The organism is Cobetia crustatorum (genome assembly GCF_000591415.1).
Classification (GTDB): Bacteria; Pseudomonadota; Gammaproteobacteria; order Pseudomonadales; family Halomonadaceae; genus Cobetia; species Cobetia crustatorum.
Window position 1 is genome coordinate 23,202 of the sequence record NZ_JEMF01000015.1, and the last position, 18,040, is coordinate 41,241.

Here is an 18,040-nt window from a genome sequence, read left to right on the forward strand (position 1 = left end):
CTCCCCAGTGATGTGTGATGTTCAATGCATCATCAAGCCAGAACAAAACGCCCCCACAGGCCAAGCCTGCGGGGGCGTTTTGCATTCACAAGAAAAAGCAGTGGGTCCACGAGAGGATATGGTGCGATCAGTGAGGAATATCCTCTTGCCATAGGCGGCGATAAAGCCCTGGCGTCGCCATCAGTGCGTTATGCGTTCCCAGCTGGGTGACGCGCCCTTGTTCCAGCACCAGCAGGCGATCAGCATCGCGTACGGTAGCGAGACGATGCGCCACCACAATCAAGGTGACCTCGCCACGTAGCTCATGCAGCGCCTGCTGCAGAAGTGCTTCGGTGTGGCTATCGATGCTGGCGGTCGCCTCGTCCAGCAGCAGTACTCTCGGGGTGGTTATCAGCGCTCTTCCTAGTGCGAGTAGCTGTCTCTCACCGGTTGAGAGGCTCAGCCCACGCTCTCCCAGCAGAGTCTCGAGACCGAGGGGGAGGCTGGCCACCAGCGGCGCCAGGTGTGCCTTCTCCAGCACACCATTCAGCCGCTCAGCGTCTATTTCACGCCCCAGTAGCAGATTGTCACGCAAGCTGGTGGCGCGGATGAAGGGCTCTTGAGGAACGATGGCAATCGCATGTGCTCGCTGGCTCGCTGGCCAATCGCTGAGCGGGCGTCCATCCAGCATCAGTTGCTCACCCTGCACTGGACGCTGTCCGCTCAACAGGTCGAGGAGGGTGGACTTGCCACTGCCGGTAGGGCCGACCACGCCGATGAACTCGCCGCTGTCGATCGTCAGAGTAATATCGTTGAGTGTGATGCTGTCAGTGCCTATATGCCTGAATTCAAGGTGATCAAGGCGATAGTGACCACTTGCTATCGATTCACTGGCATCTGAGGTCTTCAGCGTCATCGGAGACACTTCGCGCGGTTGGTCGAGCACTTCCTCAAGGCGTCCTGCCGCGACCAGTGCCGATTGAAAGACCTGCAGCCGCTGGGTGATCTCGATCAAGGGTTCGCTGATGCGACCCAGCCAAGCGATGAAGGCATAGAGCACACCCAGCTCTGCGCCACCACCCAGCTCTCGTAGCCCAAAAACTGCGACGAGAGTAAGGGTGATCAGCATGGCCATCAGGTCGATCGCCGAGCGCAGCAGCAGGCCAGAGACGCGTACCGTGCGCATACGCGCCCGGTATTGCGCGACATTGAGTAGATGGTAGCGCTGATTGAAGCGCTCGGTCTGGTGGCTGGCCTGCAGAACGCTCATACCGCCGATGGCTTCGGCGATACGCGCGTTCTGCAGTGCACGTAGCTGACGCACTTCGCGGGCTGCGCGTCCCGAAAAACGCTGGTAGAGCCAGATCATGCCGATGGCCAGTGGAATGAGCGCCATGGCGATCAGCGCGAGCGTCCCGTCCATCAGTGCCATCGCCGACAGAATCCCGATCAACAACACTACATTGCCGACAAGCGTCGCCAGCACGCCGACATACAACTCCTTGAGCGATTCGGTATCGTTGGTGACGCGTGCGACCAGCTCGCCAGCCGCAATGGTATCGAGCTTTGCCAGCGGCAGATGAAGCAGGTGAGTGAAGACTCGCTCACGTAGATCGCGAACACTGGCCAGCGCCAGACGCGCAAAACGCAGTTGTTGAAGGTAGCGTCCGGCTGCTGCGCCAAGCTGCGTGATGACATAGAGGCCCAGCAGCGCCATGAGCGCTTCCGGCGCCAGATTGCCGGCAATCAAATGGTCATCGAGATAGCGCTGTGTCAGCCAGGGGCCCAGAACATCCAGCGCGGTGGCCGCGACAAGTATCAGCATGGCGCGCATGACGGCACCGCGACGTGCCGCCAGCGGCTGCCACAATAGCTTGAGGCGTCGACGACTGATCAGCCGTAATGAGCCATGGGTGTGCGTCTGTGAGGCGTCAGAGGGGCTCATGAGTGCTCTCCCGGAGGACGATCGGTGTCACGGCGCGATTGCTGGACTTGCCACAGGTGCCAGTAAGCCCCGCGCGCGGCCAGCAGCGTGGCGTGATCACCTTGTTCAAGAATGCTCCCTTCCTTCAAGACCACTATGTTGTGGCAAGCCTGTACCGCGGATAGGCGATGACTATTGATGATCAAGGTACGCCGCCGACCGTTGGCGTCTGGCTGTTGCAGACGAGCGAGGGTTGTCAGCAAGGTGCGCTCAGTCACCTGGTCCACTGCTGACAATGTGTCATCGAGCAGCAGGATTGGCGCTTCGGTGAGCAAGCTGCGGGCGAGTGCCAGGCGCTGGCGCTGTCCTCCTGATAGCGTGATGCCACGTTCACCTATCAACGTATCGAGGCCGTCAGGTAGGCGACGCAGGTCATCATCGAAGGCGGCAGCTGTCAGGGCGTGACGAATCTCGGCGTGGCTGGCTTCGGGGCGTGCGAGGGCGACGTTGTCGGCGACCGAGAGTGCGAACAGGAAGGGGTCCTGTGGCACTAGTGAGAACTGCGGGCGCCAGGAAGATAGTGAGTACTCGCTTGCTTCATGGCCGCCTAGCTCTAGTCGCCCCTGTGATGCCGTCATCGGCCAACTACGTGACAGCAGGCGCAGCAACGTCGATTTACCGCTGCCGGTTGCGCCTACGATGCCCAGGCTCTCACCCGCATCAATCTTCAGTGACAGTGGCCCCAGTGCACACTGTTGGCTGCCGGGATAGCTGAAACTGCTCACTTCAAGGCGAAGTGAGTGATCGCATACTTCATGGCGAGTCCCGGTGTCTTGAAGTGCTTCTGGCGCAGAATGGAACACGGCCAGCCGGCGTGCGGCGGCCGCACCGCGCTGCAGAATGTTGAGGCACCAGCCGAGTGCGAACATTGGCCAGATCAGCTGGGCCAGATAGAGGCTGAAGCTGGTGAGTTGGCCGAGCGTGATGGCATCGTCGAGGTAGCGCCAGCTTCCCACACCAAGCGTGAGTAGCGTTGCCACTGACAGTGAGATGAATACCACCGGATCAAAGGTGGCTTCGAGCTTCTGGACGCGGTAGTCGATGGCCTCAGCGGCGGCAGCTCGCTGAGAAAAGGCCGCTGTCTCGTCATCGAGCAGTGCGTGACTTCTGAGCATGCGAATGCCCGCAAAGGCTTCTTGTGTCTGGTCATTAAGATCAGAGAAGCGCTCGAGTGACTCGCGAAATCGTTCACCGATACGGGCGGAGATACGGGCAAAGGCCCATGCCATGAACGGAAAGGGCAACAGCGCGAGTAGCGTCAGAGGAATGTCGATACCGATCAGCATGATGCCGAGCACCAGCACGAAGGTCATCGCCCCATCGACACTGGATAGCACGCCTTCGGCGGCCGCCATCTCCACGGCATCGATATCCTGGCTGGCATGTGCCATCAGGTCACCCGTCCGATGTTTCTGATAGAAGCCGGGATCGAGGCGCGTCAGCTTGGCGTGAAAGGCATCACGCTGCTCGGTACCCAGCTGATAGGCGGTCCCGAACAAGGTGACGCGCCAGGCATAACGCAGCATGTAGAGCCCGACTCCCGCGCCGACTAGCCACAGTAGACGTGACATTAATGCTTCGCGATCCAGCGTGCCAGCGCGCAAGGCGTCGATAGTGGCGCCAATGGCCCACGGCAAGAGTAGATTCAGTCCTGCCACGCCAACCAGAAACACGATGGCCAGCAGATAGCGTGGCCAATGGCGCTTGAAGAAGGCAATCAGCAGGCTGCGGAGCGGGGTGGCAGAGGGAGCATTGGAGAGAGAGGTTTGCGATGTATCGACGTCATCGCCGTTCTGTGTGGCATCTTGCACCGCTGCTGGTGCCTCGCGTCCCGCCATATTACCTCCTGTCCCTGCCTTCGCCCCCGCCTGTCGGAGGTGATCGGCAGGGGCAGTATAGCGAGGTAGCGACGAGGTAAGGCAAGAAGGCGTGAGGTATTGACGGGGCTACTTGCCGATACAGAAGCTGCCGAAGATCTCACCGAGCAGGTCGTCAGCGGAGAACTCGCCGGTGATCTCTGACAGCGCCATCTGGGCAGCGCGAAGGTCTTCAGCCAATAGCTCGCCGGCGCTGGCACCCAGTAATTGGGCTTCACCGTTGTCGAGAGATTCGCCAGCGCGCTCAAGGGCATCCAGGTGACGACGGCGAGCGCTGAAGCGGCCTTCGGCCGTGCCAGTGAAGCCCATGATGTCCTTCAGGTGATTGCGCAGGGCGTCGAGGCCTTGATTATCACGTGCAGAGATACGCACGACGCTGGCCTGATGGCGGGCCAGCTCGAGACTGCCCGCTTGATCGTCCGTGACAGCATGCGCATCTGTCAGCCCTGGCGTTTCACCACTGGTGTCGATCTTGTTGCGCACCAGCGTCAGCCGGGTAGGGTCCGGTAGACGAGCCACGAATTCCGGCCAGATTTCCATAGGGTCAGTCGCTGTTGTTGTCGCAGCGTCCACGAGTAACAGGACACGGTCGGCCTTCTCTATCTCACTCCAGGCGCGTTGCACGCCGATACGCTCAACGGCATCAGGCGTATCACGCAGCCCAGCGGTGTCGATGATATGCAGCGGCATGCCGTCGAGATGAATGTGTTCACGCAGTACGTCGCGCGTGGTGCCTTCGATATCCGTGACAATGGCGGTGTCCTGCTCGGTCAGTGCGTTGAGCAGGCTAGACTTGCCGGCATTCGGACGCCCGGCGATCACCACCGTCATGCCCTCACGCATCAGCGCACCTTGATTGGCAGCGGCACGTACGCCGGCTAGCTCGGCTTTGACGTCAGTGAGGCGAGCAGCGACATGGCCATCGGCGAGAAAATCGATCTCTTCTTCCGGAAAATCGATCGCCGCTTCGACGTAGATACGCAGCTCGATCAGACGCTGTACCAGCGCGCTGACACGGGTCGAGAACTCGCCCTTGAGCGAACGCAGCGCATTCTCGGCGGCCGCACGTGAGCTGGCGTCGATCAGGTCGGCAATCGCCTCAGCCTGGGCAAGGTCCAGCTTGTCATTCAGGAAGGCACGCTCGGAGAACTCGCCGGGACGTGCCAGGCGTGCGCCAAGCTGGACGCAGCGCTCCAGCAGCAGGTCCATGATCACTGGGCCACCGTGACCCTGTAGCTCCAGTACATCCTCGCCGGTGAAGGAGTTCGGGCCCTTGAAGTAGAGCGCAATTCCCTCATCGAGGGCGGTGGGGCTGCCATCCATTCCCCGGCCCATGAAGGGGCCGTAGTGAGCGTGGCGTGGCGCAGGACACAGGCCAAGCATTTCCTGAGCAATGGCCTGGCAGGCGGGGCCGGAGACGCGGATGATACCGACGCCACCACGACCAGGGGGAGTGGCCAGCGCAGCGATGGAGTCGGGCTGATAGACGGAAGACATGCGAAGACCTCGGGCAAGGAGCCAGAAAGTGAAGAGGAGATGGCACATATTGTCGCGGTTGGTGCCCCGTGACAGCAAGTGAGGAGGATGGCGTGAGGAGAGCCAAGCCTGAAAGACACTCCCTGAAACGACACGACCCCCGGCAGAGGCGAGGGTCGTGTCAGTCATGCATCGATCATGTCGAGGCGGAGTAAAGCACGTTAGATGCTTTTCTTGACCGGCTCGGCTTTTTCGATCTGGCGCGTGATGAAGTACTGCTGGGTGATCGACAGCGTGTTGTTGACGATCCAGTACAGGACCAGACCCGCCGGGAACCACAGGAAGAAGAAGGTGAAGACGATAGGCAGCATCTTCATGATCTTCGCCTGGGTGGGGTCCGGAGGTGTCGGATTCAGCTGCTGCTGAATGAACATCGTGGCGCCCATGATGATCGGCAGGATAAACAGCGGATCTTTCATCGAGAGATCCTGAATCCATAGCATGAACGGCGCGTGGCGCAGCTCCACGGATTCCATCAGCATCCAGTACAGCGCGATGAAGACTGGCATCTGAATGACGATAGGCAGACAGCCGCCCAGCGGATTGATCTTCTCCGTCTGGTAGAACTTCATCATCTCCTGGGAGACTTTCTGACGGTCGCCGCCATGCTTCTCCTTGATGCGCTGCATCTCGGGGCCCATCTTGCGCATCTTGGCCATCGAGCGGTAGGCAGTCGCAGACAGCGGGAATAGCACAACCTTGACTAGAACGGTCAGCAGGATGATGGAAGCACCCCAGTTACCGACCAGTGCATGGATGTGCTCCAGCAGCCAGAACAGCGGGTTGGCGAGGAACCACAGCCAGCCGAAGTCGACAACCAGCTCCAGGTACGGTGCGGTGGCTTCCAGCTGGTCTTGATCTTTCGGGCCCACGTACAAGGTGGCGCCTAGTTCAGCTTGCTGACCGGCAGCGATCTGCGTGGACGGGCTGGCAAAGGCCGCCACGTTACGTTGCTGTTTGTCGACGCTGGTGTAGTACAGGTTCTTCTGGCCTTCGGCCGGGACCCAGGCAGAGACGAAGTAATGTTGGATCATGGAGACCCAGCCACCCTGGATGTCGGCATTCTTGAAGCTGCCATCCTGAATGTCGTCGAAGTCGATCTTCTGGTAGTGGTTCTCTTCGGAAGAGAAGGCCGCACCCAGGTAAGACTTCATGCCCATGCCGCCGCCAGTAGACGGATCTGCGCTGTTATCGCGCGCTAGCTGTCCAATGAAACGAGCGTTGGTCGGCTGCTGGGACTGGTTGTCCAACAGGTAGTCGACCTTGAGCTGGTAGCTATTCTTGCTGACGGTGAAGCGCTTGATGACAGCGACGCCATTGACGTCGGCCTTCAGATCAATCTGCAGATTGTCGTCGTTCTCGCCCAGTGTGTAGCTGTTGCTGTCGGCGGAGAAGGCGATGCGTCCCTTGTGTCCCTCTAGCTGCAGGCCAGACTTGGCAACGTAGCTGCGCGACTGATTATCAGACAGCAGGACGAAGGGAGACTCGGAGGCGTTATTCTGTTTGTGCTCAAGTAGCGCGGCGTAGACCACGTCGCCACCCTGCGGATCGATACGCAGGTCAAGCACATCAGTCTTGATTTCAATCAGATTACTGCTCGGGGTGCTGGCAGCGGTGTCCGGTGTGGAGAGACCTGCAGCAGTGTTAGCAGTCGTGCTACTGCTTGGGGCTTCTAAGCCTTGGGCAGTCGCTTTGGCAGCCTGAGCGGCGACCTGAGGAGCCTGTGTTTCCGCAGCCGGCTGATCGTAATCCTTGTTCCACTGGATCACCATGAGATAGGCGACAACCGCAAGCGGAATCACGAGGAGTAATCGTTTGACGTCCATTGTGTATGCCCGTTGGAGGGTGAATCAATCTGGCGGGAGTCAGATGAGACCGGTCACGAACGGATGGGCGTATAACGAAAAAAACGCCACATGCCGGACGCACCGGGTAGGTGTCGCGTCAGGCAGGTGGCGTTGACTTGGCCGCTTTCAGACGTCTGGCATCCTTCTCCAGACGAGACCACATGCCGTCAAGCTGGCGATGAAGGGTCTCGTTATCCAGCTCATTTACGCCTCGTTTGGCCAGAACGACAATGTCGATGGCCGGAAGGCGTTGCTGGCGGAGGCGAATGGATTCTCGCGTCAGACGTTTGAGGCGGTTGCGATCTACGGCACGGCGCACGTTCTTCTTGCTGAACACCAACCCCAGGCGGGCATGCCCTAGGTCATTCGGACAGGCCAGGGCCAAAAGCCCCTTGCCGTGTACCTTGAGGATGGTGTGATCGAAGACGTGCCGGTAATCCCCGGCAGTCAGCAAGCGAAGCTGCCGGGGAAATCCCTGACGGGACATCCGGGCCTCGATCAGGCGCTCAGACGCTTACGGCCTTTCGCACGACGGCGCTGGATGACCGCACGGCCACCTTTGGTCGCCATACGAGCACGGAAACCGTGTGTGCGCTTGCGCTTAAGGACGCTCGGCTGAAATGTGCGTTTCATAGCTGCTTCTTCCCACGTGGTTGTTTGGAAAAGGTCAACGAATGTTGCCCTGTATCCACATGAGGACAGGGCAGATTGGTCAGGGGCAGGGATTCTAGTGAATCTGCAAGTGGCTTGCAATGTCGAGTCGAAAAGTTGTCCACAGCTGGTTCGTGGCATTTCAGGGTGACGATGCCTCGCGCCGCCCGTCAGATGGCGTTTCCTGTCTACCGGTGACGGGGCGGAATTTGGACGTTGGCAGGCAAAAAAAATCAGTTTTTCTGACAGGCACTGCCTGGGGAGCTGAGGTGTGGCCAGAGAGACTTGCATTCCAAGCGAGGAATACACGAAACCCAAAGTGGCGAGACTTGAAAGACAAGACCGAAAAACTGAAGTGGTTTCTCATGCTAAACCAGCAGATATTTTTGCTGCGCTGCGGTTTCGTAAGGTGCTGACTTCGCCCATCCGGCATGAGGCAGAGATGCTCGTACGACCCCACGATTTGTGTAGCAGGCCAGTCAGCGATGTATGCATCATCGAGCATCAAAGGCCCAGTGGATAACCTTGAGTCGACCTGATCAGGAGTGCAGCGCTGAGCTTGATCCGAGACGCATTTTTAGCATTGCCCCTATCATTACTATAAAGAGGTAATTCTGAGTAACTAATAACTATAGAGGGAGGGAGATTCTGTGGATAACCTATTTTTCTAGAGTTAGCTCAATCTTCTGTCATCAGGATATCTCTGACGATAAGCAGTGGAAAACCTGATATTACCCTGTGCATGGCTGTGTGCATAAGTGTTGACTTGTCCCCAGCGTCTGAGTCGTCTCATATTGCTCCCCAACCTTTCCCAAAGTAAGAGGGTCCTCAATACCCATGTTGTCCACAACAGCTCATGACGCAGATGTCGTGTGGATAACTCAGGGCTTGAGCTATACAATGGCCGCCCCTTCGACAACTGGATGTGAGGTCGCGTGTCGCTCGCACTTTGGCAACAATGTCTTGACGCACTGCAAGACGAGCTGAATTCACAGCAGTTCAACACTTGGGTTCGTCCTCTGCAGGCTGAAGAAGGTGACAGCGGAGAGCTGTGCCTACTCGCTCCCAACCGCTTCGTGCGTGATTGGGTCAATGACAAGTACCTCAAACGTATCCACGAACTACTGCGTGAGTTGGCACCGGGCAAGCCGCCCAAGGTCGAACTCAGTGTGGGTAGTCGACGTACGGTGTCCAATCCGCGACCGGAAGGAAGCCCCGCGTCTTCTTCATCCACTTCTTCATCTGCTCAGGCACAAGCGCCTGGCCAGATGCCGAGCCCGCGTTCGCCACATGTGCATACGCCACCGCGCGGTAATCTCGGCGAAGAGCGCGAGATGGCTGGTGATGGCTTGCGCGATAGAGCCCCGCGTCGTAATGCACGCCAAGTGCAGGTCGAAGGCAGTCTCAAGCACTCCAATGGTTTGAACCCGAACTTCACCTTCGAAACCTTTGTCGAAGGCAAGTCGAACCAGCTGGCGCGTGCAGCATCACGCCAGGTATCCGAAAATCCTGGTGGCGCTTACAACCCGCTATTCCTTTATGGCGGCGTGGGCTTGGGTAAAACCCACTTGATGCACGCAGTGGGCAATCATCTCGCCAAGCAAGGAGGCGAGAATGCCAAGGTGGTCTACCTGCATTCAGAGCGCTTCGTGGCCGACATGGTCAAGGCGTTGCAGCTCAATGCCATCAATGATTTCAAGCGCTTCTATCGTTCAGTCGATGCGCTGCTGATTGATGACATTCAGTTCTTTGCGGGTAAGGAGCGCTCTCAGGAGGAGTTCTTCCACACCTTCAATGCGTTGCTTGAAGGCGGCCAGCAGATGATTTTGACATCGGATCGCTATCCGAAAGAGATCAATGGCGTCGAAGAGCGACTCAAGTCCCGCTTTGGCTGGGGGCTGACTGTCGCCATCGAGCCACCTGAGCTAGAGACGCGCGTCGCGATCCTGATGAAGAAGGCTGACCAGGCCAAGGTTGATCTACCGCACGATGCCGCTTTCTTCATTGCCCAGAAGATCCGCTCCAATGTGCGTGAGTTGGAGGGGGCCCTGAAGAAGGTCATCGCGGACTCCCACTTCATGGGGCGTGTGATCACCCAGGACTTCATTCGTGAGTCGCTGAAAGATCTGCTGGCACTGCAAGACAAGCAGGTAGGTGTGGATAATATTCAGCGCACCGTCGCTGAGTACTACAAGATCAAGATTTCTGATCTCCACTCCAAACGGCGCTCGCGCTCGGTCGCCCGACCACGTCAGGTGGCTATGGCGCTGGCCAAGGAGCTCACCAACCATAGCTTGCCGGAAATCGGTGATGCCTTCGGTGGTCGTGATCATACGACCGTGCTGCACGCGTGTCGCAAGGTGGCCTCGCTGCGTGAAGAGAACGCTGACATTCGTGAGGACTACAAGAATCTACTGCGTCTATTGACCAGTTGATCGCATTGCAGCGGCGGGTAGGGTTGGCGACAATTGTCGATTTGACTCGCTGTGCGCATTGGGCCTTGTATCCCGTTGGCCCTGAATCTTTTTTGAGTGCGCGCTGCTGTGGCAGCGAGCACTTGCCCCGTTTCCAGAGAGTGGAGTCTCCATGAAATTTTCCATTTCGCGTGAAGCCCTGCTGCGCCCACTGTCCCTGGTGGCGGGTGTGGTTGAGCGTCGTCAGACGCTGCCGGTGCTATCCAATGTATTGCTTGAAGTTTCCGACCAGCAGTTGTCGCTGACAGGCACCGATCTTGAGGTCGAGCTGATCGGTCGTGTCGAGCCGAGCCGTGTCGATGAGCCGGGCTCGGCTACCGTGCCTGCACGCAAGCTGATGGATATCTGCAAGTCACTTCCGGATGGCAGTGAAATCACGCTGGCGCTGGAAGAAGGGCGTGCCATTCTGCGTAGTGGCCGCTCCCGTTTTACCTTGTCGACACTACCGGTCGCTGAGTTCCCGAATATCGATGATGGTCAGGGCGATGTCACCATCAGCTTGCCGCGCGGTACGCTCAAGCATCTTATCGATGCGACATCTTTCGCGATGGCGCAGCAGGATGTGCGCTACTACCTCAATGGCATGCTGCTCGAGCTGACCAGCAATATTGTGCGTACCGTGGCAACGGATGGCCACCGCTTGGCAGTCTGCGAGCAGGCGGCTGATATCAGTGTCAGCGAATCCCAGAAGCTGATCATTCCGCGCAAGGGTATTCTGGAGCTGGCACGTTTGTTGGATGGTAGCAATGAGCCGATGACTCTGACCGTGAGTGGCACGCATGTGCGCGCTCAGACTGGTGATTTCACCTTCACTTCCAAGCTGGTTGACGGCAAGTTCCCGGATTACGAGCGTGTTGTGCCGCGTGGTGGCGATAAGGTCATCATTGCTGAGCGTGCCGAGCTGCGTCAGGTACTGTCGCGTACGGCGATTCTCTCCAATGAGAAGTATCGCGGGGTACGCCTGCACCTTGAGGCCGGTAACTTGCGTGTGCTGGCTAATAACCCGGAGCAGGAAGAGGCCGAGGAAAACATCAGCCTCGACTACCAGGGGGCGGGTCTGGAAATCGGATTCAATGTTGGTTACCTGATTGACGTGCTAGGCGTGTTGGACTCGGATCGTGTGCAATTGACGCTCTCTGATGGCAATAGCTCGGCACTTCTGGAAGAGCCAGGTGGTGGTGATGCGCGTTACGTAGTTATGCCAATGCGCCTGTAATTATAAAATAAACTATATAAAACAGTATCTTGAATCATAATAATGCTGTTCCCATCAGTGATGTAGCGCAACAGTTAACGACAACACCCATGATCCTCTTGGCCGACGATCATGGGTGTTGTCATATTAGTGCCGCGAGTTTTTCTTTTCAGTCCACGCCGAGGCCGCCATGGCGCTTGAACGTCTGCAATTCCAGAACCTGCGTAATCTGGCGCCTGTCGACATGGTGCCAGAGCGAGGAATCAATCTGGTGAGTGGTGCTAATGGCAGTGGCAAATCGAGCCTGCTAGAAGGCATCCATGTACTTGGATTGGCGCGCTCTTTCCGCACCCATAAGCTCAAGCATGCTATCGCCCATGATACGGCAGGTATGACATTGTTCGGGCGTCTGTCGGGAGAGCCATCGCGGCCCTTAGGTGTGCGACGAGATCAGGCGGCTGATGGTCTTGAGATGCGGTTGGATGGCGAAAAAGTCGAGCGTGTCGCACAGCTTGCCCAGGCGTTACCCCTGCAATTGATTAACCCGGATGCTTTCCGATTGCTGGAAGGCTCACCCTCCGCACGGCGTGAGTTTCTCGACTGGGGTGTGTTTCACGTGAAACATGACTTTTTCGATGTCTGGCGCCGCGTGCGGCGCGCCCTCAAACATCGGAACGCGCTGCTCAGGCATGGTAAGATGGACGCTCAGGCACTGAACGTCTGGGATCGTGAGTTTGCTCACTGGAGTGAATGTCTCGATGCCCTGCGCATGGAATACATGCAAGCGCTGGCACCGTTGTTTCAGGCCACGCTTGCCGAGTTGATTGAATTACCCGAGCTCACCCTGCGCTATCAGCGCGGCTGGGACGCCAAGCGCTCACTAGGTGAAGTGCTTGCCGCCGGCCGTGATAGCGACAGCCATATGGGATTTACCCAGACGGGGCCGCAGCGCGCTGACCTACGTATTCGTCTAGGGCGCCGGCCTGCGGTCGAGGTGCTGTCACGCGGCCAGCAGAAGCTGGTTGTCAGTGCTCTCAAGCTGGCTCAGGGGCGATTGCTCGAAGAAATGAACGGACGTACCTGTGTCTATCTGATTGACGATCTGCCAGCGGAATTGGATGGCGAACATCGCCGTCTATTCTGCCAGCTATTGGCTAGCCTCGATTGTCAGGTCTTCGTGACCTGCGTCGAACCCGAAGCATTGGATCGGGTATGGCTGCCAAACACGAATGTCAGAATGTTTCACGTGGAACACGGGCGACTGCACACGGAATGATTTCACGACGGAGAAGCCAATGAGCGAACAGGCTTACGACTCATCGAGCATCAAGGTCCTCAAGGGACTAGATGCCGTACGCAAGCGCCCCGGTATGTATATCGGTGATACCGATGATGGCACGGGGCTGCATCACATGGTGTTCGAGCTGGTGGATAACTCCATCGACGAGGCACTGGCAGGGCACTGTAGCGAAGTCCGGGTGGTCATCCACGCAGACGAGTCGGTTTCCGTTAGTGATAACGGCCGTGGAGTACCGACCGAGATTCACGAGGAAGAAGGCGTCAGTGCTGCCGAAGTTATCATGACGGTACTACACGCTGGCGGTAAGTTTGACGACAACTCCTATAAGGTTTCCGGTGGGTTGCACGGCGTGGGTGTCTCGGTCGTTAATGCACTGTCTGAAGAGCTCAAGCTGACCATCTGGCGTCAGGGTAATGTTCACGAACAGATCTATCGTTACGGCGAGCCGCAAGCTCCGCTGGGTGTTGTGGGCAAGACGGAAAAGACCGGCACTCTGGTCCGCTTCAAGCCTTCCGACCGGACCTTTGCCAATATCGAGTTCCATTACGATATTCTGGCCAAGCGCCTGCGCGAGCTGTCCTTCCTGAATTCCGGTGTGGCGATTCGTTTGATCGATGAGCGCAGCGGCAAGGAAGAGCTGTTCCACTATGAAGGCGGCCTGAAGGCATTCGTCAATCACATCAATACCAATAAGACGCCACTGAATCCTGTATTCCATTTCGAAATGGAGCGCGAGGACGGCATCGTCGTTGAAGTGGCGATGCAGTGGAATGATGGCTTCTCCGAAAATATCTTCTGTTACACCAACAATATTCCGCAGCGTGATGGTGGGGCTCACCTGGCAGGTTTCCGTGCTGCGTTGACGCGTACCCTCAATAGCTATATTGAGGCGGAAGGTTTGCTCAAGAAGTCCAAGGTTGGCACCACTGGCGATGATGCCCGCGAAGGTCTGACCGCGATCATCTCGGTCAAGGTGCCGGACCCGAAGTTCTCCTCGCAGACTAAAGATAAGCTGGTCTCTTCTGAGGTCAAGACTGCGGTCGAGCAGGAAATGGGCCGGTTGTTCTCCGAGTACCTGATCGAGAAGCCCAACGAAGCCAAGGGCATCGTCAACAAGATGCTGGATGCAGCGCGCGCGCGTGAAGCCGCCCGTAAGGCGCGTGATATGACGCGTCGCAAGGGTGCGCTGGATATCGCGGGCCTGCCGGGTAAATTGGCAGACTGTCAGGAAAAAGATCCCAGCCTCTCTGAACTGTACCTGGTCGAGGGTGATTCAGCTGGTGGTTCAGCCAAGCAAGGGCGAGATCGTCGTACTCAGGCGATCCTGCCGTTGAAGGGCAAGATCCTCAACGTCGAGAAAGCACGTTTCGACAAGATGCTGTCTTCTGTCGAGGTTGGCACGCTGATCACTGCTCTGGGCTGTGGTATTGGGCGTGAAGAGTTCAATCCGGACAAGCTGCGTTATCACTCTGTCATCATCATGACGGATGCCGACGTTGATGGTTCGCACATTCGTACCCTGTTGCTGACTTTCTTCTTCCGTCAGATGCCGGAGCTGATTGAGCGTGGCCATATCTTCATTGCTCAGCCGCCGCTTTATAAGATCAAGCGTGGCAAACATGAGCAATACTTGAAGGACGAGCAGGCGCTGCAGGATTATCTGACCGCCACCGCGCTCGACGGCGGCAAGCTGCACGTGAATAGCGAAGCGCCGGGTATTGGTGGTACTCAGCTGGAGACGCTCGTCAGCCAATATCGCGGCGTGATGAAGCGTATTGATCGTTTGGCGCGTGTATATCCTTCTGCTGTGCTGCGCAAGATTGTGCATGCACCGCATATTGATGAAGTGGCCTTGGCCGACGAAGCACAGGTACGGAGTTGGATTAATGGCCTTCAGCATGAGATGGATGAGCTGATTGCCTATGAAGGCGGCCCTCATTACGACTTCAGCATCAGCCACGATACTGAGCGTAATCTCTACCTGCCGGCAGTGACATTAATGGCACACGGTGTCACCAGTGATTATCTGTGGGATATCGACTTCTTCAAGTCTGCCGATTATCGCGAGCTGAGTGAGCTTGGTTCGATGCTTAACGGATTACTGGAAGAAGGTAGCTTTGTCTCGCGTGGCGAGCGCAGGAAAGAAGTCGTTACTTTCTACGAAGCACTCGACTGGCTAATGAAGGAAGCAGCGCGTGGTTTCAGCATTCAGCGCTACAAAGGGTTGGGCGAGATGAATCCGGGCCAGCTGTGGGAAACCACGATGGATCCAGAACATCGCCGCATGCTACGCGTCACCATCGAAGATGCGGTGAGCGCTGACATGATGTTCAATACCCTGATGGGTGATGAAGTTGAACCGCGTCGTGACTTTATTGAGCGCTTCGCGCTGGTCGCCAATCTTGATGTCTGATGGCATGAAGATGTGCGGTAATTAAAAAACGGCCCCTGGTCATTGATCAGGGGCCGTTTTTATAGGACTCCATCAGATAGTCAGCTTGTCAGCCACTTATCGATACACTTTCCAGTCATCTCTGAGGTTGCGATACCAAGGTGATCGACATTATCCATTACTTCCAGTTGCGTTTTTTCATGGAATGGCAGCAGGCTGTTCCCTAGTCGTTCGGCATGAAAGGCTTCATCATGCTCTCCAATCATCGCTAGTAGCGGTACTCCATGTTGAGCCAGCATCGCGAGATCACGCTGATAATGCTGTGGATTGATGCCTTGCATCATTCGCCAGGAATAGGCAGAAGTGGTATTTGAATCACGATATTGTTTCGGGATGTTGAAAGTCAGTACTTCTAAATGATCGCACGCATGAATGCCGAGTCCTGCAAGCAGGCTACAAAGCAGCATTCTCGGTATGTTAGGAGTCGCCCATGTGGAGTCGTGGCGCGTATTGGGAGCGCGATAATGAAGATAGGGTGCCAGCAATATAACTCCGGCAAGGGATATATCTAACGGTTGCCGTCGTAAAATATCAGCAGCAAAGCGCAGTGCCAATCCGCCGCCTGCGGAGTGACCAGCGATGAGTAGAGTGGCTTTTTTCGATAGTGCCAAGGATGTGATGAGATCTTCAATATCCTCTTCCAGCTGCTGACTGTGATCAATATCCCCCCGTCGAGCAGGTGCAGGACCGTGGCCACGTAGATCCGGTGTATGAATGTGATATCCAACCGTTGCGAGCTGTGTCGCTAAGGTGGCGAGATAGCGGCTATCGCTACTGGATCCGTGGATAAGGATGATATGTCTCTCGTCACATAGTTGACTTGCTTCAGATACTTTCATTGCAGAGTAGTGTCGGCACCCCAATGAGCTACCATCACGGCAGGTATAAGGCTCTAGTGAGGCAGGGATTGACCATGTAGCTTTGTCTGCTAGAAAAGTAGTGAAATCAAAAGCATGATCGCTTTTCTCTGGCATTGGTGGTTACCCAGGCAAGTACGGCAAGAAAGAGGTGACTATCTGAATGTTTTAACAGCATAGCGATATTGTCAGGCATGGATCTTTTTTGTAACGAAAAAAAAACCGATCTCTGTATGGGCAGAGACCGGTTTTCAAGCATGAAGCGTTCTATTAATACTCAAGTCAATTAATAACGCTTACATACTGACTTAATGCGCTTGATTCAGGAAGCCTTCGTCAAGCTTCAGCTCTTCATTCAGGTTCACACCAATATTGCGTGACAGGATATTGGTGGCAATCTGCTTGGCTTCTTCCAGAGAGTGCATCTGGGCGGTGCCGCACTGATAGATGTTGAGCTCAGGAATCTCTTCCTGGCGTGCCACGTTCAGCACATCCTGCATGGCAGCAGACCAGGCAGTTGCTACGCGGGCTTCTTCCGGCTCGCCAATCAGGCTCATGTAAAAGCCGGTACGGCATCCCATTGGTGAGAGGTCGATAATTTCGACGTCGTGACCATTGAGGTGATCGCGCATGAAGCCGGCGAACAAGTGCTCAAGAGTGTGAATGCCTTTCTCGGAAAGAATCTCTTCGTTAGGCACACAGAAACGCAGATCGAAAACGGTGATGTTGTCACCCTTCGGCGTTCCCATCTTCTTGGCCACACGTACGGCGGGAGCTTCATGATGGTGTGGTCGACGGTAAAGCTATCCAGTAATGGCATGTGAAGCCTCCAAGCATGAGGGGAAGGAGAGAGCAGGTATTACCTACGCTGTTTCATGCTTGAAGGGTAGCATATCGCTGCCTGTCATTAGAGTGATATGCGACAGTGCGAGCGGCTCGATAGTGCCAGCAGTCAGAGATAGCTCTCGGCCGCCGCTTCACAGCCATTGCAGCTACGCTGGGACTTTCCCGGCTCGCCCTCGGATGGCTCATGATTGAGCTCGCCATCCAGTAGACGATTGGTGAAGTCGGCCAGATTGGCGACTACCAGCACATCCTTCAAGCCTTCACCGTCCGCAAGCGTCTTCTGTCCCTTGCCCGTCATGACCAGCGCCGCACGACAACCTGCCTTCTGACCCGCCACGAGATCACGCAGGCTGTCTCCCAGCATCCACGCACCATCAAAATCAGGGATCTGGAGTGCGTCTTGAATCTGGTGTAGCAGGCCTGGCTCGGGTTTACGGCAGTCACAGCCATCATCCGGACCATGCGGGCAGTAAGCGATGTGTGCGATGTCACCGCCTGCGGCTTTCACCAGTTGAATCATCTTGGTGTGCATGGCCTCAAGCTCGCGGTGACCAAAATGGCCACGGGCGATACCGGACTGATTGGTCGCGACGGCCACGGTATAGCCAGCGCGGGTCAGGCGTGCGATGGCCTTGATGGAGGTAGGATATTCGATCCACTCTTCAGCGTTCTTGACGAAGGCGTCGGAGTCTTCGTTGATGACTCCGTCACGGTCGAGCACGATCAGTTTACGCATGGTCAACTCTTCACATCAGGGCAGTCAGGGGCGTCAGCCAGGCTGCTTGTCAGGGGGTCGCCGCTTGCCTTGAGGAAAAGTCGTGACCATGGTCACGACATGACGCTCACACGGGTAAACAGGCAAATGGCGCCGAGTGCTTGGAGACATGAACCTTGCAGTAACATGCTGCTGAATTTCTCGAACACTGTTTCTATACTGGGATTCTAGTGCGACCTAGGTAGGGTATCAAGGCGGAATTTGTGACTTTCACCGCTGTTTGCGTGAAATCCTGTCACGCAACGCCATATTCCATGATGCTCAACA

At 56.6% G+C, this 18,040-nt stretch carries 12 protein-coding genes and 1 pseudogene; 4 read left to right on the top strand and 9 right to left on the bottom strand.

Annotated features, from left to right (window positions below; all coding sequences use genetic code 11):
• Positions 1-127 precede the first annotated feature (127 nt).
• The 6 genes from BF12_RS0103325 to rpmH form a co-directional block, all read right to left on the bottom strand.
• A complete protein-coding gene (locus BF12_RS0103325) occupies positions 128-1,924 on the bottom strand; it encodes an ABC transporter ATP-binding protein (protein ID WP_051510704.1) in 1,797 nt (598 codons plus the stop codon).
• Positions 1,921-3,801, bottom strand: a complete 1,881-nt coding sequence (locus tag BF12_RS0103330) for an ABC transporter ATP-binding protein (protein ID WP_024951032.1) — start codon at positions 3,799-3,801, stop codon at positions 1,921-1,923. Before BF12_RS0103330 ends, BF12_RS0103325 begins: the two co-directional genes overlap by 4 nt.
• 108 nt (positions 3,802-3,909) lie before the next feature.
• Positions 3,910-5,337, bottom strand: coding sequence for a tRNA uridine-5-carboxymethylaminomethyl(34) synthesis GTPase MnmE (gene mnmE, locus BF12_RS0103335; protein WP_024951033.1), 1,428 nt, complete (start codon positions 5,335-5,337; stop codon positions 3,910-3,912).
• 200 nt (positions 5,338-5,537) lie between these two features.
• Positions 5,538-7,202, bottom strand: a complete 1,665-nt coding sequence (gene yidC / locus BF12_RS0103340) for a membrane protein insertase YidC (protein ID WP_024951034.1) — start codon at positions 7,200-7,202, stop codon at positions 5,538-5,540.
• Positions 7,203-7,320: 118 nt separating this feature from the next.
• The gene (gene rnpA / locus BF12_RS0103345) at positions 7,321-7,710 is read right to left on the bottom strand and encodes a ribonuclease P protein component (RefSeq protein ID WP_024951035.1); all 390 of its coding nucleotides are present in this window, start codon (positions 7,708-7,710) and stop codon (positions 7,321-7,323) included.
• A gap of 11 nt (positions 7,711-7,721) precedes the next feature.
• Positions 7,722-7,856 carry a 50S ribosomal protein L34 gene (gene rpmH, locus BF12_RS0103350; RefSeq protein WP_024951036.1) on the bottom strand — a complete coding sequence of 45 codons (135 nt, stop codon included), beginning with the start codon at positions 7,854-7,856 and terminating at the stop codon, positions 7,722-7,724.
• 953 nt (positions 7,857-8,809) lie between these two features.
• On the opposite strand from rpmH, the gene dnaA reads away from it, so the two are divergent.
• The 4 genes from dnaA to gyrB all read left to right on the top strand — a co-directional run bounded on the left by dnaA (position 8,810) and on the right by gyrB (position 15,256).
• Positions 8,810-10,309 (top strand): chromosomal replication initiator protein DnaA, encoded by a 1,500-nt coding sequence (gene dnaA / locus BF12_RS0103355; protein WP_024951037.1) that lies wholly within the window; start codon positions 8,810-8,812, stop codon positions 10,307-10,309.
• A 151-nt stretch (positions 10,310-10,460) separates the two neighbouring features.
• Positions 10,461-11,564 (top strand): DNA polymerase III subunit beta, encoded by a 1,104-nt coding sequence (dnaN, locus tag BF12_RS0103360; protein ID WP_024951038.1) that lies wholly within the window; start codon positions 10,461-10,463, stop codon positions 11,562-11,564.
• 169 nt (positions 11,565-11,733) lie between these two features.
• Positions 11,734-12,819: a DNA replication/repair protein RecF gene (gene recF / locus BF12_RS0103365; protein ID WP_024951039.1), complete on the top strand. Its 1,086-nt coding sequence runs from the start codon at positions 11,734-11,736 to the stop codon at positions 12,817-12,819.
• Between the two features lie 19 nt (positions 12,820-12,838).
• On the top strand, positions 12,839-15,256 hold the full coding sequence (gene gyrB, locus BF12_RS0103370) for a DNA topoisomerase (ATP-hydrolyzing) subunit B (protein ID WP_024951040.1): 2,418 nt from the start codon (positions 12,839-12,841) through the stop codon (positions 15,254-15,256).
• Positions 15,257-15,336: 80 nt separating this feature from the next.
• On the opposite strand, the gene BF12_RS21535 is transcribed toward gyrB, so the two are convergent.
• The 3 genes and pseudogenes from BF12_RS21535 to gmhB form a co-directional block, all read right to left on the bottom strand.
• Positions 15,337-16,269 (bottom strand): alpha/beta hydrolase, encoded by a 933-nt coding sequence (locus BF12_RS21535; RefSeq protein WP_084487954.1) that lies wholly within the window; start codon positions 16,267-16,269, stop codon positions 15,337-15,339.
• 191 nt (positions 16,270-16,460) lie between these two features.
• Positions 16,461-16,972 (bottom strand): annotated as a pseudogene (gene luxS / locus BF12_RS18495) (S-ribosylhomocysteine lyase).
• Positions 16,973-17,104: 132 nt separating this feature from the next.
• Positions 17,105-17,734 carry a D-glycero-beta-D-manno-heptose 1,7-bisphosphate 7-phosphatase gene (gene gmhB / locus BF12_RS18500; protein WP_084487955.1) on the bottom strand — a complete coding sequence of 210 codons (630 nt, stop codon included), beginning with the start codon at positions 17,732-17,734 and terminating at the stop codon, positions 17,105-17,107.
• Positions 17,735-18,040 lie beyond the last annotated feature (306 nt).